Genomic DNA, 23,476 nt, shown 5'->3' on the forward strand with positions numbered 1-23,476 from the left:
TTCATCTGCTTTTGAACGGATCTTCGTATTCTTTTACACTCAGTTTATCCATTGCAATATCATGTTGCTCTTGTTCTCTTATATATTTTGCTATTGTTTGTTCATTCAATCCTACCGTACTGACATAATATCCCTCTGCCCAAAAATGCCGATTCCCAAATTTGTATTTTAAATTTGCATGTTTGTCAAACATCATTAAGGCACTTTTTCCTTTCAAATATCCCATGAAACTTGATACGGATAGTTTTGGGGGAATACTAACTAACATATGCACATGGTCTGGCATTAAATGCCCTTCTATTATCTCAACTCCTTTATATTTGCATAGTGTCCTAAAGATTTCTCCCAAACTATCTCGGTATTGATTAAATACTATTTTTCGTCTATACTTTGGTGTAAAGACAATATGATATTTACACATCCATTTTGTGTGTGATAATGAATTTGCCTTTTGAGCCATATGAATCACCTCTTATTATTTTAGGTCTGAACAAATCTATTATAATACTGAGGTGATTTTTTGGTATAACCTTTATTGCCTACCCGCATAGCGGGTAGTTTTCTGTTTCGCACGCCTTGCGTGCTCAACTGACTAAAGTCATCAATAACAAAATCGAGTAAGCGAAATGCTTACTCGATTAGGTCCAACTTTATGGGGTCACTCTAGGTCTTTCCCTGGAAAGTGGGGTTTTTTATTTGATTTACTTAAATTGGATTAACCTAACAATTTCTTCAGGGTATGGTAGAGCATTTCAGGAATTACCCTAAAGGTGTATTCCATATCTACCCTTTCTGTAACCTTGTGTCCATCATAACCGATGGTACCCATGTTAATTACAGGAACATTAATCTTTTTCACAGCTTCTGTTGGATGGATATACTTACTTCCCCAAGAAGGCATATTCTTTTCTAGAGCCTTCAAGCCTTCTTCGTCATCATCAATTTTCATAAAGGATGAATCTGAAATAAATGGATAGAAGTATTTTGTATAGATTTTCTTATCATAGTCTTTTTGAACCAGTTCAATACTTTCTTTGACTGCTTGGACTAGTTTCTTTTCGCCTTCATCCTTGCCAGTTATTTCTATTGGAGCTGAATAAATAGATCCAAAGTAAATAATGATTGCTGGAGACTTATCATCTACCCAGTGGTCCCAAATCCATTCAATCACACGGTTACTGAATAATCTCAGGTCTAAATCGTGTTCTTCTTGGTGGAGGTCTTGGGTGAACTTTTCATAGGCTTCTGTAAATTCTGGTCCCTTTGCCTTTTCTACCTCATCATAGAGTTCTTGGAAGGTATATACTCTTGTCTTCCAGGGTCTTGGTTCATAGTCTAGACCTTTAAGTTGGCAGAATTTTTTGTAGTTGGCATTGATGTCATCAATAACCTGGTCGAAGGACCGAATGGCTACTTGTTTGACATTGTCCATAACTTGTTTAGGACTCATGGCATGGGTGAAATAGTTGAAATATCCATAAGCGGATAGGGCAGTTTGAACTGTATAGCCTACCTTGGTGTCCGATTGTTTCAAGCCCATGGGTGGAATTGTGACTTCATTTTGCGCTTCATCACATAGGTCTGTGTTCAAGTTCATTTGCTTGGTAATTTCCGCCATAATTTGGTTGGGGTCCAATCCTCCAAAGGCTTCTCCAACGTGGGTTTCTTTCCCGTATACATAGAAGCCTGGAAGTAGTTTTCCAATAGTTCCCAAATAGACGTTTCTACTTTCGTTGTCTTGATCGTTTGGAATGGAATAGTCGGCATTGATAGCTGCAATATATTCTAGGTTGAATTTTTCTTTCCATTCATCAAAAACGGATAGGGCACTGATGATTCCATGAGAGTTATCTTCTTCATCGCACTCTCCCACATGGACTAAGTTTCCATCTAGCTCTTCAGGGTGTTTGGAAAAGTAGTCCATAATGGCCATGTGACCTGCCACACCACTCTTCATATCTAGAGATCCCCGGCCAAATAGGTAGTTTCCGCTTTCAATATCTTCTCTTACCTTGTCAGATACCTTGATTTGCTTAAACTTTTCCAAGAGGGCATCTGCATCAAAGGCAATGTCTTTAAAGTCATGGTAGTCATCCACACCTACTGTGTCGATGTGGCCCAAGAGGATAATGGTTTTGTTGCTATTTCCCTTGGTTCCACGAACAAGACTAATACAGTTGTGGCGATCTATGGGGTCATTAATTGTTTTTTGTAGGACAACTTGGTCTGGATGCTCTTTGAAGTAGTCTAGAGATTGATAGAAATCATAGATATACTTGGCAACATTGCTTTCACCCGAATCCTTACGGACGATACTTTCAATGGCTACCATATCCTTGGTTAATTGTTTTACTTGGTCAAAAAAGTTCATATAGCCTCCTTTTTAGCTAGAAAGTTATAATCTGTCATTAAAATAAGTTACTTGCTCTTTTGGCCTTCTTCAAAATCACGGCTCATATTGATTAAGGTGTCCCCATCAATTCGAAATACAGTCCAGTCTACCATATCTTCTGCATCTAAGCCCTTATAAAATTCATAGGATGGTGTGTTTGTATCCAGGCACCACCATTCAAAGCGCTTACAATTCCTAGAATGGGCCTTATGGGCTAGAAATTCTAACAATTTCTTTCCATAACCCCTGTTTCGATATTCTGGTTGGATATACAGGTCTTCTAGGTAGAGTCCTGGCCGTCCTTCAAAGGTAGAGAAGTTATAGAAGAATAGGGCAAATCCGATGGGCTCTCCATCTAATTCTGCCATAACAACATTGGCTGCCCCTTCATCAAAGACGGATTGCTCAATGATTTCTTCTGTGGCCTTAACTTCATGCAAAAATCCTTCATAGTCTGCCAAATCGCGAATAAATTGCACAATTTGTTTGGTGTCTTCTCGGTTTGCATCCCGAATGGTATATCCCTTTAATCCTGTTTCATGAACTGACATTTGGTCCTCCTTAATTCTTCTTGTAAACAGATTCTCCGTTGATAAAGGTTTCTTCAACCTTAACATCCTTGATGTCCATTTTATCTATTGTAAAAATGTCTCGGTCTAAGATGATAAAGTCAGCTAAATAGCCAGGTTGAATCCGTCCCTTTATTTTTTCATTGCCTTCTGTATAGGCCCCTTCAATGGTGTAGCAGTCAATGGCATCTTCTACAGAAACTCGTTCGTTTGGATACAATCCACCTTCAGGCTCTCCATTAACTCTTTGGCGAGTAACGGCTGAATACATACAGGGGAAGGGGTTTAAGTCCTCTACAGGTGCGTCTGTAGAATAGGCAGTGTGGGCGCCTAAAACATTCTTCAGGGTATTGTGAGCATAGGATGTAGATGCTAATTCATCGCCAACCCGGTCTCTTACAGTCATAATGTCATACTCTAAAAAGATTGGTTGGTAGGTGACATTGATATTTAACCTAGCAATTCTTTCTAGGAGTGGTCGATCTGTAATTTGTAAGTGGATGAGTCCATTCCGATTGGGGTTGTTTTCATGGTTGATTTTTTCATAGCTATCTACGACTCTTTTAGCCGCTTCATCCCCTATACAGTGGGTTACCACCCGGATGTTTTCTTGGTCTGCATAGGCACAGATTGAATCTACATACTCATTGGTCATGGCTTCGATTCCCTTGGTCGAGGGGTCATCATTGTAGGGTTTGGACATGAGGGCTGTTCTAGCTCCTAAAGTTCCATCCTTGAAAAGTTTAATGGCTCCTCTTTCATAGGTTTCATCATAGATTCCATCCCGTTTGTAAATCTTTTCAACATAGTCCTTAATCTTATCCAAATCTGTCAGGTTGAATTGGGGATAGTAGCGTAGGGGAACCTTCTTTTCCATGTAGAGCTCTTCAATGGCCCCATGGATTGGATCCCAATGGTCTGCCATAAAGACGTCACAAGATTGGACAGAAGTTAATCCATTGACCAGGGCATGGTTAACCCCTGCAAGGAATTTTTCTTGGATATCTTCTTTTGTATCTTCAGGAACTATATTCCGGAGAATTTCTGTGGCTTTTTCTGCAAAAATTCCCAAGAGTTCTCCATTTTCATCCTTGTAGATTTCTCCGCCTTCAATGACTGTGTTTTCATCAATTCCCAGCATTTCTAGGGCCTTGGTGTTACAAGATAGAATGTGAACACAAACCCTTTCAGCGATGATAGGGATTTCAGTGGAAATTTTATCCAGGTCATGGCGGTTTACAAATCTTTTTTCACCTTCGACAAAGTAGTCTTGGTTCCATCCACGACCATAGATAAATTGAATCCCTTCATGGTCTTTTAGATAGTCCTTTCCTCTTTGGACCACCTCATCAATACTCTTAGAATTATAGAGTCTAAGTTGGATCAGTGTTTCTCCCATAGTTCTCAAGTGTAAATGGGAGTCAATAAGTCCCGGAAGAACTGTTTTTCCTCCCAGGTCTACTTCTTGGCCTGGAAGTTTTTTGATTTCTTCATTACTTCCAATATTTTTTATTTTTCCATCTTCAACAGCAAAAGCTTGGGCAAAATTCCCCTTTTCAATATAGACTTTTCCATTTATATACTTTTTCATAAATCTACCTTCCTTATTGGTTTATTTTCAAAATTCTTATTAAGCTAATTCTTGAACTCTGGGTTTTCCCTTGTAAAGGAAATAGCCTACAACCATTCCTATAATTGTAGGAACTAGCCAAGCAAAACCATATTCTCCTAAAGGCATAGATTTCAAAAATCCATCTAAAGCAGCAGACTTACTTACAATCACAATAGCATCTAAAAGACCAAATAGTGAGGATAAGGCAACTCCACCCTTATATACACCATCATTGGGGACTCTCTTATCAAAGATTCCTAAGAAGGTAATTACAATAAAGATTGGATATAAGAAGGCAAATAATGGAGTTACATAGTCAATTAATCCAGTTACTCCTTGGACGGACAAAATACAACATAAAACAGCAATTCCTGCAATCCAGGTCTTATATTTAATTTTATGGTTGGTTAATTCTTCTAAGAAGCTTGCAGCATTGGCTCCCAAGCCAACAGAAGTCGTTAGACAAGCTAGAGTAACAGCTCCACTTAATAACATTAAACCTACATTACCTAAAGCTCTACGAACAATTTCAATTAATAGGGTTGTTCTTTCTGCATCTAAAGTATATTCCGTTGACAAGGATGCTCCACCAAATACCAGGCCACCATAAACGATGAATAGACCGATGAAGGCTACGATACAAGCAATATAAGTTCCTTTGCGGACGCTCTTGTCATCATATCCTTGGTCTTTAAGGGCTGAAATAAACATCCCACCACACAAGATACCAAGAGTTAAGTCCCCTGTTAAATATCCATTTAAAGTTGCTTCAACCAGTGGTTTTTCAACCTTTGGTGCTGCTTGTAGACCAATTGGATCTGTGACAACCTTAATGATGATAATAACTAAAAGAATCAATAAGGCTGGAGTTAAATACTTACCAAGTTTATCAACAACACTTTCTTTTTTTCTTGCAAGAAGATAAAAAATAGCAAAGAAAATAACTGAAGATACAATAATTGGTACATTTCCTAGTAAGGGTTCAACTCCCATTTCATAGGTTGTGGCTGCACAACGAGGTAGGGTAGATCCCAGGGCTAAAAAAGTGTAGTTTATAAAAAAGAAAAATTGCATATAACGTTTGCCCAGGGGTTTCATAATCGTATCCATGCTCCCGCCGGAATTTAGAACACCAACAACAGCAATAATAGGTAAAAATATTGCAGAAATAGTCATTCCTAGAATTCCTGCAGAAAAATTACTTCCTGTCATGACTCCAATATAGGGTGGGAAAATTAGGTTCCCTGCTCCAAAATAAGTAGAAAATAAAGCGAATCCTACAATAATTCCTGATAATAATAAATTTTTATTCTTCATGTCTTTCCTTCCTTGTTTTATATAGTTTATTTTTTAGAAGCTCCAAACCTACCCTCCTTTCATCAACGCCATTTTCGTTTTAGTAAAGCGTTTTCTTCTATGCTTTCATAATAACATGTTTTCCATCTTTTATCTAGACCTAGTTTGTCTAACTTTTTCCTTTTAAACGATGTTCATTCCGGATTGTATGTAATAAAAAATAAGAGGCGACCTCAGTCACCTCTTATCCAAAACTTCTCTTTACTTAAAATACAAGTGGACTTAAATATCTCAGCAAGAAAACAAGGGCTAAGATATACATTACAACAGACACTTCCTTGGCCCGACCTGTAACAACCTTCATAATAACATAGGAGATCATTCCTACAGAAATCCCTTCTGCAATGGAATAAGCAAAAGGCATCATGGCAATGGTCAAGAAGGCTGGTACTGATTCAGTGTAGTCACTAAAGTCTATTTCAGTAATAGGGCTCATCATAAAGAGACCTACCATAATTAAGGCTGCAGCAGTTGCTTGGGGTGGCACAATAGAAAAGAGTGGGAATAGGAAGAGGGAGATAAAGAAGAAAAAGGCTGTAGACAAGGATGTTAAACCAGTCCGTCCTCCATCTGCTACTCCACTGGCAGATTCAACAAAGGTTGTAATCGTGGATGTTCCTAAAAGAGCTCCACAAATAGTCCCAATAGCATCTGATAAGAGGGCCTTGCTTACGCCAGGAAGGTTCCCATCTTCATCGATTAGGTCTGCCTTGGTTGCAACCCCTGTCAGGGTTCCTACAGTGTCAAAAATATCCACAAAAAGGAAGGTAAACATAACCGAGAACATGTCAAAGGTAAAGATGTTATCCCATTCCAAGTGGAAGGCCACGTCTTTAATGGATGGTGGCAGGGAGAAAAGACTTGCAACGCCTGGGAAGTGGGTCACTCCTGTAATCAAGGCAAGAACGGTTGAGATAATAATCCCATATAATAAGGCTCCCCGAACTTGCTTGGCTGTTAAGATGGCCATGGTAAATAAGGCTACAATGGCAATAAAACTTTCCTTGGTCAAAAGATCACCCATAGCCAGGTAGGTTGCTTCATTGGCTACAATTAGGCCTGAACTGGTAAAGCCAATCAAGGCAATAAAGAGGCCAATTCCTACGGATACTGCTTTTTTCAATGAATGTGGAATGGCTGTAAAGATGGCTTCCCGCACATTGAAAAAGGATAATAAAATAAAAATAATACCTTCTAAAAATACAGCTGTTAGGGCAAAAGACCACTCATAGCCCATTCCTAGGCAAACAGTATAGGTGAAAAATGCGTTTAATCCCATCCCTGCTGACAGGGCAAAGGGCATATTGGCATACAGTCCCATAAGTAGCATGGCGATAATGGATGCAAGGATAGTTGCCGTAAAGACGCCTCCCTTGTCCATACCTGTTTGCGATAATAAATCCGGATTGACAATTAGGATGTAAGACATGGTCATAAATGTCGTTAACCCGGCCATAAACTCTGTTTTTACGTCAGTCTTATGGTGACTTAGTAAAAACTTCCGTTCAAAAAACGATTGATTGTTTTCCAATCTGATCCCTCCTTTTATTTGATACCTTTATTTTAGCACAAGCTTGTCTTTTTTAATAGGAAGGATAAAAAAAGAGGAGGGAAGTTTGAACTTCCCCCTCTTCTTATAAATTATCTATTTTATGCTAAATGGATACTAGCAGCAATTGCTACAAAAACGCAGGCAAGGAGAACCCATACCAGGATAATAGGCCAGACAAATTTAACCCATTTTTCAAAGTCAATTTTTGCAACAGATAAACTTGCAAGGAGTGATCCCCCTGTTGGTATGATTGAGTTTGAAATCCCATCTCCTAGGTGGAAGGCCAAAACAGCAGTTTGTCTTGAGATTCCCACTAAGTCTGATAGGGGTGTCATAATAGGCATTGTTGTTGCAGCTTGACCACTTCCAGATGGAATAAAGAAGTTTAAGACCAATTGGAAGAGGAACATAAATACCGCTGAAATAGATCTTGGTACTAATTGAATTAATTGAGATACAGCATGAACAATTGTGTAAAGAATTTGACCATCATTTAACACAACTAGTATACTCCGTGCTACACCAACTACCAAGGCGCCCATAGCCATATCTTTAGCTCCATCAATAAAGGTGACGGCTATTTGAGAAGGTGTCATCTTGGCAATAAAACCACTAATAATTCCTAGCCCTAAAAAGACACCAACAATTTCATTGATGTAAAAGCCTAATTTAATAACACCGTAAACCACAATTCCAATGGCTATTAGGAATAAGCAAATTACAATAACGTGAGTTCTAGTAAAGTTTCCTACATTTTCAACACTTTGAATTTCTTCTGCTTCACTTTGTTCTAATTCATAACAGTAACTCTTTGTAGGATCCTTCCGAACTTTTTTCGCGTACTTTAGAACCATATATATGGTAGCAGCGTTAAAAACAGCCCATATAATTAACCGATACCACATGGCTGAAAACAAGGGAAGTTCAGCAATACTTTGGGCAACCCCAACAGTAAAGGGGTTCATAAATCCTGAGTTGAAACCTACTGCAGCCCCTAAAAAGATAATTGCCGTCCCTACCATGGCATCATAGCCCAAACTCCTGGACAGCAAGATGCCTATGGGTATAAATATAATACACTCTTCACTTAAGCCTACAGTCCCTCCTAAGATTGAAAAAAGAACGATGATAACTGGGACAATTAAAGTTGGATAATTCTCCAATTTCTTTGCTAAATTTCCAACTCCAACTTCTAGGGCTCCTGTTTTTGTTATGATGGCAAAAGAGCCGCCCAAAATAAAGATGAAGAAGGATATTTCTGCTGCTTCTTGCAATCCTCTTGGGATGGAAGTTAATAATTGCATTATAGTAACAGGTGTTTGTTCAACATAGTGGTAGGTGCTGGGATCAACAACTGTCCGGTCGCCAATTTGTACCGTATCATAAGTACTGGCTGGAATAATATAAGACAAAATTGCAATCAAGATTGTAAGACCGACTAAAATGACATAGGTGTGTGGAACTTTAAATAGTTTTTTCTTTTTTGTTGTGTTCATCTTTCTCTCCTTATTTAAGTATATAGATTTTATTAGGCCACTTATTTATTATGCATGGGGCACAATAAGTCCTTTTTTCACATTTTCTTGATACTCTTCTTTAATCTCCCCAAGTAGTTGACTATCTGTAATTACTCGGTATCCGCAATAGGCTAAGATTGAAACAATTTCTGCCATTTTATTATAGGCATAGTCTGTCTTTGTTGCTTGGGCAAATTCTCTTGTGTGGCCTGGGATTTTATGGTCTGCAATAGGAAAATATCCATGAATGCAGGGGATTTCATGAGATACATTTCCAGCATCCAAGCTTCCCATTTCTTCATTGCCTGGTTTAATTTCATCTTCTGTAAAAAGGGAAATCCCTTCTTTAAATACTTGATTTAACCTTTCATTTGTTACTAGATCATCATAGGGAGGTTCAAATTCATCTTGCTTAAGGGTGCACCCTGTAGCCACGGCTCCTGCTTGAGCGCATTGGATTACTTTTTCCACCAATTCATTAAGATATTTCTTTGTCCTTGCTCTGACATAGAATTCACCCCTTGAAAAATCAGGAACAATATTTGCGGCTTCCCCACCATTTCTGATAATTCCATGAATCCGTGCACTGGATAAGATATGTTCCCTTAAGGCATTGATATTATTAAAAGTTAAGATTAAGGCATCTAGAGCATTCACTCCCTTTTCCGGATTAGAAGCTGCATGGGCTGTTTTTCCAAAAAACTCAAAGGCAATAGGTTGAATAGCTAAGCTCCTTGAACTCAAAATATAGTTTGTATCCGGATGGGCCATAATCGCTACATCCATGTCCTTAAAAACACCCTCTTTGGCCATTTCCACCTTGGCTCCACAAGTTTCCTCAGCAGGAGTCCCTAGTAAAACAACTTTTCCTCCAATCTCATCTGAAAGGTATCTCAAAACAATAGCTGCCCCTGTACTGACCGTTCCTAGCATATTATGGCCACAGCCATGGCCAATTTCAGGTAGGGCATCATATTCTGCCATATAGCAGACAACGGGCCCCTCTTTCTTGGACTCATATACAGCTTTAAAAGCAGTATCTAAACCCACAAGACCTTCTTCTATTTTAAAGCCGTGTTCTTTTAGTAACTTGCAATGGGCATCGCAGGCAAACTTTTCATTAAAAGCTGTCTCTGGATGTTCAAAGATTGAATCACTGAGCTCTCTTAAAGAAGCATGAATTGTTTTTTCAATCTCTATAATTTTTTCCTTCATCTCATCCCCCTCCTAATACTTTTTCCTAGGCGATTGTTTATCACCTTGTTGTCTTCAACAGCCAATTGTCCATTCACCCACACCTGCTTAATTCCCAGAGGTGGTCTTTGACCATCTTCAAAATCTGCACAATCTTTAATCTCTTCAGGATCAAACAAAACCAAATCTGCTTGGTATCCTGGTTTAATCCGTCCAAGCTTATGGTCCAAGCCTAGTCTCTTTGCTGGTTGAAGGGTTGATTTATACAAAGCTTCTTCCAAGCTTAAGACCCCTTCTCGAACATAGGTCCCCAAGACTCTTGGGAAGGTTCCTGCCCCTCTAGGATGCCCCTTTCCATTATTGTACAAGCCATCACTGGCCACCATAACATAGGGCTTTTTTAAACTCTTTTTCGTTTCATCTTCCTTCATAACCCTTGCGACGACCAGCATATCTGGTCTTTCTTCCCTGGCCTTTTTAAAGATTTCCCCATTTAATTTACAAGACCGGTAGGGTTCTTCTGTAAGGATAATATCTTCATAGCTAGCATTCCATTTTTTCAAAAAATCTCCTCGAAAAACCGATGTTCCTATTTGAGTAGAGAAGGCTCCATAGGGATAGGTATCTACCAATAAGTCAATTCCTTGATTTAACCCTTCTTCAATTGTATTTAAGCAGTCTTCCATCCTGCCGTAGGCACAGCAAGAAGACAGGTGAGAAATTTGGAAGGGAATGTCACTTCGTCTTGCTATTTCTATCATTTCAACCAAGCCCTCTATGGCTCTATCCCCATCAAATCGGCTGTGGGCCGCTACAAAGATATCTTGTCTTCCCTTAAAGGGCTCTAAAGCTTCTAATATTTCATCAATATCCATATTTGGATTGTATTCAATGCCAAAAGTAATAGCAAAAGCTCCATCCCTAACAAGTTCTAGCAAATTCTCTTGAATTTTTCTCATCTGGTCTTTGGATGGTTTGTCTTGATCCAAAACCCCATGTCTCTTACGAATTGAATTGTATCCCGCAGCCAAGCAGTAGTTAATGGGACTACCCTTATGGTCAATATGGTCTAAAAACTTATGAAATTCAGTTTTTTCTGAACCACAATTTCCTCCCATTGCCGTTGTAACTCCCATTTTTAGCATGCACTCCCCGATATCGAAGGAGTCGTCATCACTTGTAAATCCTTCTTCATGCATATGAATATCTACAAAACCCGGAGATAAGATTAAACCATTTCCATCATAATATTTGTCGCATTCATATCCTTTATCAATACTTACTATGATATCATTTTCCACAGTTACATCAGTCTTTACCCATTTTGTCTTGTCCTTCATATCAAGTATCTTGACATTTCTTATTTGCTGTTTCATGTATTTTCACCCCGTATTACTGTAAATATCTTGCTTTTATTTATTTCTAAAAACTATCTTGTTTATATTATATACCACTTTACCTTCAATTAAAACGATAAATTTTTAACTTTATTTATATAATGAAATCGTTTTATTGTTTATCTTTCTTTTTTGACCTATCTCTGGCTTCTATTTTTTCCTGTATTTTACTTTATTCTTCTCTTTTCTTCGAGAATCTTTAAAGCTTGATTTTATAAAATCATTTTCCCACTCTTCCCCTAAACTCTCCCATTTTTAAATTTTTAATTATTTTGTCTCCTCTTTTTTGTTCATATTGCTTGTTTTAATATCAATAGATGTTATAATAATAACAGACAAGAAGAAAGGATGATGTATATGAAAACCTTTATCAAAAAAGCATTATCAGTGGCATTAATTGGTGTTTTCCTCTTAACGCCTATCTCCGAAGTTCTCGCTTGTACCGGTGTTATCGTCGGTAAAAAAGTATCTGCGGATGGCAATCCAATGATTGGCCGGACAGAAGACTGGTCTTCTGCCTACAATAAAACAGTCATTGCAACTCCTGCAAAAACTTATAAAAAAGGCGATATGTACAAGGATGTTTATGGATTTACATATCCTATGCCCGAAAAAACTTACGCTACTGTTACTGTTCCTGACGGTTACCAAGATGATGGAGACATCTTCGAAGCAACTGGTTGGAACGAAAATGGCGTAACTATGACAGCGACTGTTACAGCGACTGCTAATGATAAGGCTCTTGCTGCTGACCCCCTAACTGACCACGGACTTTACGAATCCTCTGTTGTCAGTGTGGTTCTTCCAAGAATTAAAACCGCCCGTGAAGGGGTTGATGTTTTAGCCGATATCATGAATACCAAGGGTCTTCAAGAAGGGGCTATTGTCGTAATTGCTGACCAAAAAGAAATCTGGTACATGGAACTTTTAACTGGTCACCAATATGTCGCCATTAAATATCCTGAAGATACTTACTCCGTCTTCCCCAACTGCTTTATGCTGGGCAAGGTAGATGTAAAGGATACTGAAAATGTTGTGGCTTCTAAGAACTTAATCAACCTGGCCAAACAAAATGGCTTCTTGGTTGAAGAAGATGGCTTAATTCACGTACAAAAAACTTATGCTGAACCTCTAGCTTCCGGTAATAGAGACCGTCTATGGGGTGGAATCAACTTCTTGGATCCAGACAAAAAAATCCCCTACAATGCAGAAAGTTTTGACCTTTTACAAAAAACCAATAAAAAAATCTCCATTAAAAAGTTAATGGAATTCCAAAGAACTCGTTACGAAGGTACTGACAAGGATGCTAACCTTCCTAAAAATGCTAAGGTTCGTCCCATTGGTACTGTTGAACAAGAACATGCTCATGTAATCCAAATTAAAGAAAACTATCCAAAAGAACTAGGCGGGATCCTATGGGTTGCCATGGGAAATGCTGAACATTCACAATATGTTCCTATCTTTGGACCTATCACTGACACCATTGCTCCCTACCAAGTTCCTGGTGACCAATACACTCCAGAATCAGCTTACTGGACCATGCGTCAAGTATCTGCCCTAAGTGAAATCAACCGGAACCTCTATGGAAAATATGTCCGTGAATACAATGACCTTCAAGAAAAAACAATCTTAAAACGCATCGATAAAGAATTGGATGCTCAGTTAATCAAAGCCTACCAAACTTCCACAGATACTGGTCGTCAATTGGCTACCCAACTTTCTATGGAATACCAACAAAAAGCTTACGATGACGCTACTTTAATGGCTAAAGAACTCAACACCTACTTCCTAGATGTTTCTGGTAACCCCGGTGTAAACGGATATCCTGACCGTAAGACCAAACCCTACATTCCTAGTCTTTTAGGCGAAGAAAGATAAGCACAAATCTTAAAGGAATTAGGATTCTCTGACGAAGCTGTCTCCGCTCAACCTCTTGACAAGGGAACAGCCACTACAGAAGATGAATTGACAAAACATTGGGCCAAGGCTCCATTGGAAAAAGCCATTAGCAAGGGTTGGATGTCCAAGGTTGAAGACAAGTTTGCTCCAGACAAGGTTGTCTATGTTGAAGAACTTCTCGCTCTTTTAGACACCAAGGATCCAGGATTCAAGGCAGACAGTTTAGATAAACTCCTAGACCAATATGCTATCCAAAAAAGCTTCGTTTTAAACCGTCAATCTGCAGCCCTTATCTTAAACGCTTATGCTAAAGAAACAGGCAAGGCAATTCCTGCCAACCTTGTTCAAATTAGCGATGAAGCAGCCCTAGCACAATGGGTAAAAGATCCTGTTAAGGCCGTTTTAGCCCTAGGTTGGTTAAGCCCCCAAGCTGGTGCTTTCAACCCTGCTAATCAAATTACTCGTGGCGAATTAGCAGTTATTGCTGATCGCATTTAGGAACTCTTTTCCCCTTATAAAAAATAGGAAGGCCTCCCTGGTGGGAGGCCTTCCTATTTTTTATTTCTCTTTTTTACTTGTTTTCATGGATCATTTTTTGCATCTTACGATACAGGAAGAGGGCAAAAATTTCACAGACAATACATAGAAGGAAGATCAACCAAGTCTTTTGCTGGTCATAGAAAAAGCCCATGTAAGAGGCCCCAAAGAACAAGGCTAGACCGTAAGCTGCGTTAAAGACCCCATACCCTCGGCCCCTTTTGGAAAAGGGCACTAGGTCCCCAATGGCTGACTTCATAACTGTCTCATGGGCTCCCATTACCAGGCCCCATAAGAACATGCCCAAGACAATCAAGGGCACTGAATGACTCAGCGTTAAGAAGGGAAGGCCCATGGTAAAAAGAGGAACCAGACCTAGGATTAAAATCCCCCCAGTCCTTAACTTGGTCTTTTCCTTTAAGGAGTCGTAGGCCTTACCCACGGCCAAGGCTGCCAGGGCATCTACAACCATGGCAAAGGAATAGACCATGGTGATTTGTCCATCCCCTAATAGGCCTGTATCCTTTAAATGGTAGCCAATAATGGCAAAGTTGGCAAAACCCAGTGTTGTGGCGAAGATAAAGGCTGTATAGACCCAAAAGATTCCCTTGAGTGACCTCTTGTCGAAGTCCCGAATCTTCATCTCTGGAATGACCCGCTTTTTCTCCACTGTCCGGTAGGCATAGTAGACAAAGGCCATTAAAAGGATGAAGGGAATAATTAGGGCCTTGTAGCCCATTTGGTATTGGGCCAGGCCATTTCTTCCAGTAAAATAAAAAACTCCCGTGAAAATCAAGGGACCAATAAAGGCTCCCAATTGGTCCAGGGCCTCTTGGAGACCAAAGGCCATCCCCAGGTTGACTTCTTTTTCTGCCACACTGGACAAGATGGTGTCCTTGGCTGGATTTCTCAGGGCCTTACCCAACCTTTCCAGGAGGATAAAGACCACCAAGAGGTTCCAGTTTAGGGTCATCCCCATCAGGGGAACCACAATTAACATCCCATAACCGATAAAGATAAAAAGCCAATGTTTTTGGCTCACATCTGACCAATAGCCTGCAAAGAGGCGTAGAAAATAACCAAATAATTCCCCAATCCCAAAGACAATCCCAACCTTTGTAGCAGAAACCCCAATAAGGTTAAAGTATTGGCTATTGACCCCCCGGGCAGATTCATAAATCACATCTCCCAGCATGGAGATGATCCCAAAGATGAGAATCACCTGGATGGCCGGACTCAAGGCTCTTTTTTTCTCCTTCATCCATAAACTCCTTCCTGTTTTCCAATTTAGTTAAGACCAGTATAGTCCTGGCCTTCCTGGAAAACAAGGGCTCATTGTCTTAACATCTTTCACTTTTTCCTGGAACTTCCTTTTCAATCCAAGTCTTCCAGGGGGCCCAGGGGGACAATCCGGGTGGGATTGATGCTGGGGTGGGACCAATAGTAGTGACTTTTAATATGGTCCATATTGACGGTTTCCTTGATCCCCGGCAGGGCATAGATCCTCTTGGTATAGGCCCAAAGGTTGGGATAGTCCCTGATTTGTTTTAGGTTGCACTTAAAGTGGCCATAGTAGACTGGGTCAAAACGGACCAGGCTGACAAAGAGCCGGATGTCGGCTTCTGTAAACCGGTCTCCCAAAAGATAGTCCTTACCTTCCAGGAGGTCTTCCAACCAATCCAGGGTCTTAAAGAGCTTTTGGACCTCTTCTTCGTAAATTTCTTGCTTGGTGGCAAAGCCTGCCTTGTAGACCCCATTGTTGACATTGTGGTAGACCTCTTGGTTGATCCGGTCAATGTCCTCTCTCAGTTCCTGGGGATAAAAATCTAACTTATTCCCCGTCAGGTCATTAAAGGCCGTATTTAGCATCCTTAAAATTTCTTCAGACTCGTTATTGACGATGGTTTTTTCTTTTTTATCAAAGAGGACCGGCACGGTAACCTTTCCTGTATACTTGGGGTCTGCCTGGGTGTAGATTTCCCTGAGATAGCGGACATCAAAAATAGGGTCCTTGCTGGCTCCGGGATAGTCTTCAAAGGTCCAGCCATCCTCTCCCATCAAGGGAGACACAATAGCCAGGTCGATAATCCCTTCTAAATCCTTGAGTTTACGCATCATAAGAGTCCTGGAGGCCCAGGGGCAGGCCAGGGAAACATAAAGCAAATAGCGGTCTTTTTCCGGCGGAAAAGACCCACCTTTTTCAATCCAATTTCTAAAACTGGATTCTTTTCTTTTAAAGGAACCATCCTTGCTGGCTTGGCCTTGACTGGTTACCCATTGTCCATTAATTAATTGTCCCATAAATCCTCCTTTATTTTTTAAGCTGTTTATTCTTTCTTTTTATCTATACCCCTAAAGTCTATTTTTATATATAAAAACTCCCTCCACCATGGCCTAGACCATTTTGAAGGGAGTCTTTTCTTTAATTTTATAATTCTCCATTTAGGGTCCGGTAAGAAATCCAACCATCCCCAATATTACACCAAGTTCTAGTTCCATCATAATAAGTGTCATAGACGTAGACTTCAGACCCTCGGTCCAAAGAGTAGTTGACCCGGTAGTTTTTCCCAGGGCCAGACCGGACATTGGCCGACCCACTGGTAACAAATTGGAAGGTATTGATGATATTGCTAGATGCCTTGGCTTGCTTAGCCCGGCTTGCAGCAGCTTCTTCTTCCTTTCGAGCCTTTTCTTCCGCGGCTTTGGCTTCCGTTTCCGCCCGGGCCTTTTCTTCATTCATCCCTGTTTGCGCACTTAGGGCATGGGTCTTCATAGCCAGGAAGGATTCATTTTCCGGTGCCACAGCCAATAGACCATTTAACAATTGGATGGATGTAGAATAGTCCTGCATCATGTTATAAGCATCTACCTTGCCTTCAACAGTGGTTTGTAGGTTGGTTAGGACATTTTCCGCCTCCTGCTTAAGGGCATTGTCGTGGTTGCGGATTTCCAACAACTTTTGTAGGGCCTGTTTGTAGGAACCTTGGGCCAATAGGTTTTTGGCATTTTCCAGATTTTCACTATCTTGGGCCAAGGCATGGGCCTCCGTCATCTTCTTTTGATATTTTTCTTCATTGGTTGCCTTGTAGAGATCTTGGAATTTCCCTGTGGCATCCAGGTAGTTACCCTCTTCCATGGCCTTGGTCGCTTCCTTTTCCAGGCTAACCTTTTTCCAAGCCTTGGCGCCAAAAAGTCCCAAGACACACAAGATTGCCAAAACCACTAGGATACTAATAATCTTATAAGACTTCTTTTTCTGAGGACTTGGCCCGCTAGGACTTATTTCTTCATAGTGGCCTTGAGGATAAACTTCTGTCTCCTGGACCTCTTCCATAATCCTTTCATCCTCATGGTTTGAAAAAGATAGTGTGTCATCCCCTGGAAACTTCAAAGGGCTCCCACAAGAATTACAAAACTTTGCATCGGAAGCATTTTCCTTCCCACAAGCTGGACACTTCATCAAAACACCTCGCTTTAACTTTTTGAATCTCTTTGTTTGATATTAGTTTATCCTACTTCCTTCTTCTTTTCAATCTCTATTTTGAAATCCTTGTCCCGCTTTTTGATTATGAAAAGTCGTAGCTAGAAAAGCCATGGCTTGTTTTCTTTATATCCGCCCTTCTTTTTTAAATGTATGATATAGCAAATTGTTTAAAATACTAGATTCTATTTTTAATCAAACCCACTATCTTTTCCTCATCTTCTAGGCTATAGACTTGTTTGAATACATTCCCGAAGACATGAACCTTTAGTTCAACATTCCCCTTTCTATTTTTTCCCATTTCAACTTTTCTAATCTTATTAAACTCTACCCACTTTAAAAATGGCGATCCACCTAAAAATATATTTATACCTTTTTCTGTTATCCCTTGAAAGAATACAGATGTATAGAGCATCATCGTCGCTGCTAGGACTATTAAATATCCAATGATGGTCTTATCAAACCTATAACAAAAGGAACTTCCTAGGACGAATAACAGTATGATACAAGTCACTTCTATAGCACTTTTCTTGACCCAAATAATGTTTTTTCTTGTCAGTTTATAATTTAAAATCGTTGGAACTAAAAACACGATGAGCATAAAAATCTTAAACAAAGTCCACCTCCTCTGCTTCTAGCTTAGATATACCACACAATAAAATAAAAAACGATGGAAAGGTAGCTTCCATCGCTTTTTAAGTTTTTATCCTTATTTTTTACTAGCCATGCCCACCAGCATTCCAATGAGCATACCCACAGACATGCCTATGGCTATGTTCTCCATATTCAAAGCAATTCCCACTGCAGTCCCCAGGCACATTCCTATGGTCATGCCTTCGGTTAGATAAGTTTCTTCTGTCTTATCGGTCTCTTTCTTGTTTGCATTTTTCTTAGTGGTATGAATAAGATAAACCACCACTATACTAACCAGAATTACAGGCAATATTGCCCGTAAAATATCCATACAATCTCCTCCTTTCGTTTTTATCAAGCCTCATGACCATCTATAGAGAAAACTAAATTGTCACGCAAAATCTTTTCCCTGTCCGGGTCTGTTCTATACTAACTCTATATATCTTATAATTCATAGGTTTTATATTAAGATGCTTATAGACTTTAAAATTGGCAAAATTGCCAACCTACTATAACTATAGATAATATCGGTCTGCTTAATTTATAGACTTCCCATTTATTTTTCTTTAATTGAATGCAATTTATATAGGCCAAAACCAGCAAAAATAGAAAATATTATTCCTAAAATTATTGAATTATGATCTGTTAGCTTAAATAAACCCAATACTATTGAAAGCACAGAAGCAACTAAAAGATAGTAATAAGGAGCCTTTCTCCTCTTAAAATCTAAATCCCTACTTTCTTTATCAGAAAAAACTGGAATTTCTTTATTTCCATCACTTTCAATGATCAAAATTTCTTTGTTAATAACCCCCGGAGAAGTGGCTAGCATACTCCCAGGAGGATTGTAAGGTCTTAATTTTACATTTCCAAAGCTAATCTTCCCAATATTAAGAGGAGCTGTAAAAACTTTTAAATTCATGTCATTTAAAAATTTTGTATATTCTTTTCTTTCCATATTATTCATATATCCTATATACTCTACAGCGTACCTATAGTCTGCATTCGTTTTTTCAAATTCATGTAGAAGGGATCCACTTCTTACAAGTCGATATCCCTCACTTGCAATGCGATTTAAGTATTTTTCTCTGCCTTCGATTGGGTTTAGAAAAATTCTTATTTTATTCATGGTCTCCCTCCTCTTTAAATTTCTTTTCTCCCTTTAGGACCAAGTTTCTCATCCTATTTATTTCTAATGAGACTAATTCTCTGCCAATATCTGTAGCAATATAAACTTTCTTCCCACTCTCATCTTTATCGACTAATTGAATCCATCCTTTTTTGTAAAGATTGTTGATTGCTCCATATAGAGTTCCCGGGCCCAAAACAATCCTCCCATTCGTTATTTCTTCAACTTCTTGTGAAACTCTATAGCCATAATTTTCTTCTAGCATTGTCAATAAAACTAAAAACATAGTTTCAGTTAGAGGAATGTATTTCTCTAAATTTTCTCCCACCACTACCACCTCCCTATCCGATTATCTAAAGTATACCACCAAACATACTACGTGTAAAATAGTATATGTAACGTAATGATTATTCAAAAAGATCGTAGCTTGAAACTACGGCCTAATTTTTTGTCCAAATGTAAAGTACTTGGAAGAATTATTCAATTTATTCTTTTTTACAAATGTTCCCATTTTAATCCCAGCTACAGCTTTTCATCTTCTGTAAGCGTTGATTTTACAAAGCTTTTAATTTTTTTTGCTACTATTCCCATTCCTCTTTTCCAAATGTACGATGTATCCCAAACCATTCAAAATACTAGATTCTATTTTTAAATTATCACTAAATCCAGCTAACAATAGGATATTTGAAAATTTTTAGTCCTGTCCCAGTACCGGGCAAAACTCTATATTAATTTTAATTAGAAAGTTTTTTAATGTCTAATTGGTTTAATTTTTCTAAAGATATGAGTTGGGTCTTTGCAAGATTTCTAAGTTCAATCATTCTTTCTTTTTGCTCTAATCCCTTTTCAATTAAAATTGCATTGTAGGATTCCATATTAGCAAGTACTAATAGTTCATTAAGACTTGCATAGTCTCTCATATTTCCTTTTAGGTCAGGATTTTCTTCACGCCACTGTTTTGCTCTTTTATCAAAGAGTGCCACATTAAGCATATCTGCCTCACTTGCATATTTAAATGATAACTGCTCATCTGTAAGGTCTTTTAATAAATACTCTTTGATGGCATCTGTATGAATTTTATAATTGATTTTAGATATTTCTCTATGCAAGTTCCAAGTTAATGATAATTTTGAGTTTTCATCTTCTTTTAGTCTTTTATAATCTTGAATAATATATAGCTTAAACTCTGGAGAAAGCCAAGACGCAAACTCCATCGCTATATCATAATGAGCATAAGTTCCACCATATCTACCAGATTTTGAGACTATTCCAATAGCTCCAGTAGATTCTATCCATTTACTCGGTGTCATCGTAAATCTATTTAAACCAGCTTCATTTCTAAACGTGTCGAATTGCACACGGTTAAAATTTGGATTATTAAGTGCTTCCCATAATCCTATAAATTCAAGAGTGTTCCTATTTCTCATCCAGTTTTGAATAACGAATCTTGGATCATCTGTATTTTTATATTTTGCTATATCAGTAAGACTTATATAGTCATTTTTAAAATCTTCTGTGTAAACCTCAATATAAAAGCCTTTAGCAGAAATTTTTTCTTTTTTAATTTTTGACAATACACTCCCTCCTTATTCTGGCTTAATCTTTATTACTTGTATTATAACATAAAAAATGGCCAGGGCACCGTATGCTCCCTGACCTAAACTTATGATTAAATTATATCCCAAATCACTCATTGTCAAATGATATAAGCCAATATTTACCCATCTTTATATAATTTCTTTCCTTTTATTATATCTTATTTTTTCCTTTATTGTACATATCTTATAAACACATCTTTTTAACATATTTAATTTCAAAAAAAGACCGTAGCTTGAAACTACGGTCTAATTTTTTGTCCAAATGCAAACCACTTGGAAGAATTATTCAATTTATTCTTTTTAACAAATGTTCCCATTTTAATCCCAGTTACAGTTTTTAATCTTCTCTATTTATTAGATGAAAAATATTTTGCAAAGAACAATATAATTGAGATTACAATTAACACCTTTCCAATTATTCTTAAAAATTGATATTGATTAAAAAAATCGAAGTTTAAAAATATTAGCCCTAGCGCAATAGTAAGCGGGTAGAGTTTTGATAAATTTTTCATGCTATATCCAACACAGTGTAATTTTACTCCCATTCTTCTTTTCCAAACGTCCGATATATCTCAAACCATTCAAAATACTAGATTCTATTTTTTCTAATATCACTAAATACATATAATTATAAGACATTTTAAAATTTTTAGTCCCGTCCCAGTCCCAGTACCGGAGAAATTATAATTGTTTCGAACTAAGTTTATATCAATGTTTAATCCGAAAGCCTTGGGACATAGTTTTTAAATATTCCAAATACTTCCTCTGGTTCCTTATTTCGCAAAATAGAAATAACTGTATTTAAGTAATCATTGTCTTTTAAACTAAGATGATGGCCTATTGATTTAGCTAATCCTTTTTCATTAAACATTTCCAACACTTTTTTGTAATTATTACTTATCAATGCTTCTTCATATGAATTTAATGTTTCTTCATAAATACTGTCAGTATTAATACTTTCAATAGCATTAGTAAAACTTTCTTTTGTATTAATCTCTGAGATTTCAGCCATAGATAATTCATATTTTATTTGAGAGACTACATTTTTCTTAACCTGACTACGAATTTGATTACCAAATCTTTCTTTAATAATATAATTTTTAATATTACTAAAAACATCATTAAAATTCTTGGCTAAATAATCTGCTAAAAAACTGATTAGTTCTTCTATGATAAATAAATTCTCCACTTCTGAAACCTTTAGTGTGTAAATATTATCTTTTACTAATTTATTTATTTCGTCTTCCGTTCTAAAGTCACGATCAATTATTCCATACACGTTATAATTGTGAATCTTTTGGGTTGAATTAAAAGATTTTGTTCTCATAATAACTTGCATACAGCTTCCACAAGGAATAATAAAATAGTCTGGGTATAAAATAGAATATAATTGACTATCAAAACTATTCTCTTCTCCTTCTACAAACAAAATATTTTTACGTGACCCTAGAATATCAAATAGCAACTTCTCTGGTAATTCATTAGAAATTATTTTTTCTAGATTCCAATTTTTCCCATCATAACTCTTTATCCATATCTTTTCTGAATTATTATGAGAAGCAGCAAAATTTGTATCATGCGTTATATAAATAAATAAACAATCAGAGCGATATTCTTCTAGTCTTTCCCATAGCTTATTCATTATTGTTCCATGAAGGTGTATTTCAGGCTCGTCAATTATCAGTGTTTTATTTCCAGGAATAGCTAAAACTTGTGAAGCCAAGTATAATACTGCTCTTTCTCCGTCACTCATTTGATTCGCAGAATACTTTTCAAATGGCTTGTTATATTCGTAGGCAAAAAACTTTGAATCCTCAAATAAAAGACATCTCTGTGGAAATATAATATCCCATATGTCCATTAGTTTTTCCATTATTGAGTTTGGTGTATTTGGCTTGTTTCTGTCCGCTTTTTCAGCATCCTTGCACTCATTAAAATAATTATTTGTTTCAATATTATACATAGCAATTAATGCCGCTAAAACTACATCAAAATCTTCTAAAAGCATAGTAGTATTTGATTTCTCCCAATTCCACCTGCTTCCTTTGTTATGATTTTTTACATTGCTTTCATCATTAGTCCCATAAAAGATTCTATTTTTTGCATCATCGTAATTAGTTAAAGGTATATTTTGTTGAAAATTAAGATTTCTTTGAGCACCAATACGATGTACATTTTCAGGATTTTGATCTTCAATCCATGCTCCTAATTTACTTTTACCGCTTCCGTTCGCACCTATAATAATTATTGAATTATTATTTGTTGTATGCTCTTTAGATTCACCATTAATTGTAGGTAGTTTATACTTATAACTTTTCAAATTCTTCAACATATTGCTTACCTCTTAAACTTAGCTTCAAATTAATACAATCGTTTTATTTAAATCTAACTTGAAGATTTAACTTAATAAAATGGTTCTATAATAAATGTTAGAGTCTAGGTGGATTCCAACATTTATTATAGAACCATTGAAACTACGGTCTAATTTTTGTCCTCATGTAAACCACTTGGAACTATTATTCAATTTATTCTTTTTTACTTCCAGTACCATTTGAGTACCAGTAGCCATTTTTCATTCTCTTTATAGCTTGTAATTAAGCCATTTTAGAA

General features: G+C 37.6%; 20 protein-coding genes. 2 read left to right on the forward strand and 18 right to left on the reverse strand.

Going from position 1 to position 23,476, the window contains the following annotated elements:
- Position 1: 1 nt before the first annotated feature.
- The 9 genes from tnpA to CS898_RS02065 all read right to left on the reverse strand — a co-directional run bounded on the left by tnpA (position 2) and on the right by CS898_RS02065 (position 11,568).
- Positions 2–460 (reverse strand): IS200/IS605 family transposase, encoded by a 459-nt coding sequence (gene tnpA, locus CS898_RS02025; RefSeq protein WP_009430556.1) that lies wholly within the window; start codon positions 458–460, stop codon positions 2–4.
- Positions 461–715: 255 nt separating this feature from the next.
- Positions 716–2,371 carry a M20/M25/M40 family metallo-hydrolase gene (locus CS898_RS02030; RefSeq protein ID WP_099207922.1) on the reverse strand — a complete coding sequence of 552 codons (1,656 nt, stop codon included), beginning with the start codon at positions 2,369–2,371 and terminating at the stop codon, positions 716–718.
- 47 nt (positions 2,372–2,418) lie between these two features.
- Complete coding sequence (locus CS898_RS02035) at positions 2,419–2,943, reverse strand: GNAT family N-acetyltransferase (RefSeq protein WP_009430122.1); 525 nt, start codon at positions 2,941–2,943, stop codon at positions 2,419–2,421.
- A 10-nt stretch (positions 2,944–2,953) separates the two neighbouring features.
- Positions 2,954–4,552, reverse strand: a complete 1,599-nt coding sequence (locus CS898_RS02040) for an amidohydrolase (RefSeq protein ID WP_099207923.1) — start codon at positions 4,550–4,552, stop codon at positions 2,954–2,956.
- Positions 4,553–4,591: 39 nt separating this feature from the next.
- Positions 4,592–5,890, reverse strand: a complete 1,299-nt coding sequence (gene brnQ, locus CS898_RS02045) for a branched-chain amino acid transport system II carrier protein (RefSeq protein ID WP_099207924.1) — start codon at positions 5,888–5,890, stop codon at positions 4,592–4,594.
- A 244-nt stretch (positions 5,891–6,134) separates the two neighbouring features.
- Positions 6,135–7,460, reverse strand: coding sequence for an NCS2 family permease (locus CS898_RS02050; RefSeq protein ID WP_009431742.1), 1,326 nt, complete (start codon positions 7,458–7,460; stop codon positions 6,135–6,137).
- Positions 7,461–7,579: 119 nt separating this feature from the next.
- Positions 7,580–8,977: a YfcC family protein gene (locus CS898_RS02055; RefSeq protein ID WP_143614563.1), complete on the reverse strand. Its 1,398-nt coding sequence runs from the start codon at positions 8,975–8,977 to the stop codon at positions 7,580–7,582.
- A 48-nt stretch (positions 8,978–9,025) separates the two neighbouring features.
- The gene (locus CS898_RS02060) at positions 9,026–10,213 is read right to left on the reverse strand and encodes a M20 family metallopeptidase (protein ID WP_099207925.1); all 1,188 of its coding nucleotides are present in this window, start codon (positions 10,211–10,213) and stop codon (positions 9,026–9,028) included.
- The gene (locus tag CS898_RS02065; RefSeq protein ID WP_099207926.1) at positions 10,210–11,568 is read right to left on the reverse strand and encodes an amidohydrolase family protein; all 1,359 of its coding nucleotides are present in this window, start codon (positions 11,566–11,568) and stop codon (positions 10,210–10,212) included. The genes CS898_RS02060 and CS898_RS02065 overlap by 4 nt, the downstream gene beginning before the upstream one ends.
- A 378-nt stretch (positions 11,569–11,946) precedes the next feature.
- On the opposite strand from CS898_RS02065, the gene CS898_RS02070 reads away from it, so the two are divergent.
- Both CS898_RS02070 and CS898_RS02075 read left to right on the forward strand, forming a co-directional pair.
- Positions 11,947–13,467, forward strand: coding sequence for a C69 family dipeptidase (locus tag CS898_RS02070; protein WP_159459104.1), 1,521 nt, complete (start codon positions 11,947–11,949; stop codon positions 13,465–13,467).
- An 87-nt stretch (positions 13,468–13,554) separates the two neighbouring features.
- Positions 13,555–13,986, forward strand: a complete 432-nt coding sequence (locus tag CS898_RS02075; RefSeq protein ID WP_099207928.1) for an S-layer homology domain-containing protein — start codon at positions 13,555–13,557, stop codon at positions 13,984–13,986.
- 73 nt (positions 13,987–14,059) lie between these two features.
- Here the strand turns inward: CS898_RS02075 and CS898_RS02080 are convergent, their stop codons facing one another.
- The 9 genes from CS898_RS02080 to CS898_RS02120 all read right to left on the reverse strand — a co-directional run bounded on the left by CS898_RS02080 (position 14,060) and on the right by CS898_RS02120 (position 23,198).
- A complete protein-coding gene (locus CS898_RS02080; RefSeq protein ID WP_099207929.1) occupies positions 14,060–15,286 on the reverse strand; it encodes an MFS transporter in 1,227 nt (408 codons plus the stop codon).
- Positions 15,287–15,399: 113 nt separating this feature from the next.
- Complete coding sequence (locus CS898_RS02085; protein ID WP_099207930.1) at positions 15,400–16,326, reverse strand: glutathione S-transferase family protein; 927 nt, start codon at positions 16,324–16,326, stop codon at positions 15,400–15,402.
- Between the two features lie 127 nt (positions 16,327–16,453).
- A complete protein-coding gene (locus CS898_RS02090) occupies positions 16,454–17,485 on the reverse strand; it encodes a zinc-ribbon domain-containing protein (RefSeq protein WP_081944152.1) in 1,032 nt (343 codons plus the stop codon).
- A 199-nt stretch (positions 17,486–17,684) separates the two neighbouring features.
- Entirely contained in the window at positions 17,685–18,122 is a 438-nt protein-coding gene (locus CS898_RS02095) for a hypothetical protein (protein WP_099207931.1), read from the reverse strand.
- Between the two features lie 93 nt (positions 18,123–18,215).
- Positions 18,216–18,470, reverse strand: coding sequence for a glycine zipper domain-containing protein (locus tag CS898_RS02100; protein ID WP_099207932.1), 255 nt, complete (start codon positions 18,468–18,470; stop codon positions 18,216–18,218).
- 225 nt (positions 18,471–18,695) lie between these two features.
- Entirely contained in the window at positions 18,696–19,268 is a 573-nt protein-coding gene (locus CS898_RS02105; RefSeq protein ID WP_099207933.1) for a DUF2812 domain-containing protein, read from the reverse strand.
- Complete coding sequence (locus CS898_RS02110; RefSeq protein WP_234976001.1) at positions 19,261–19,596, reverse strand: PadR family transcriptional regulator; 336 nt, start codon at positions 19,594–19,596, stop codon at positions 19,261–19,263. The genes CS898_RS02105 and CS898_RS02110 overlap by 8 nt, the downstream gene beginning before the upstream one ends.
- Positions 19,597–20,002: 406 nt before the next feature.
- Entirely contained in the window at positions 20,003–20,842 is an 840-nt protein-coding gene (locus CS898_RS02115) for a KilA-N domain-containing protein (RefSeq protein ID WP_099207935.1), read from the reverse strand.
- Between the two features lie 739 nt (positions 20,843–21,581).
- Positions 21,582–23,198 carry a DUF4435 domain-containing protein gene (locus CS898_RS02120; RefSeq protein ID WP_009431669.1) on the reverse strand — a complete coding sequence of 539 codons (1,617 nt, stop codon included), beginning with the start codon at positions 23,196–23,198 and terminating at the stop codon, positions 21,582–21,584.
- Positions 23,199–23,476: the final 278 nt, after the last annotated feature.

It is taken from the genome of Urinicoccus timonensis (assembly GCF_900232945.1).
In the GTDB taxonomy this organism is placed as follows: domain Bacteria; phylum Bacillota; class Clostridia; order Tissierellales; family Peptoniphilaceae; genus Urinicoccus; species Urinicoccus timonensis.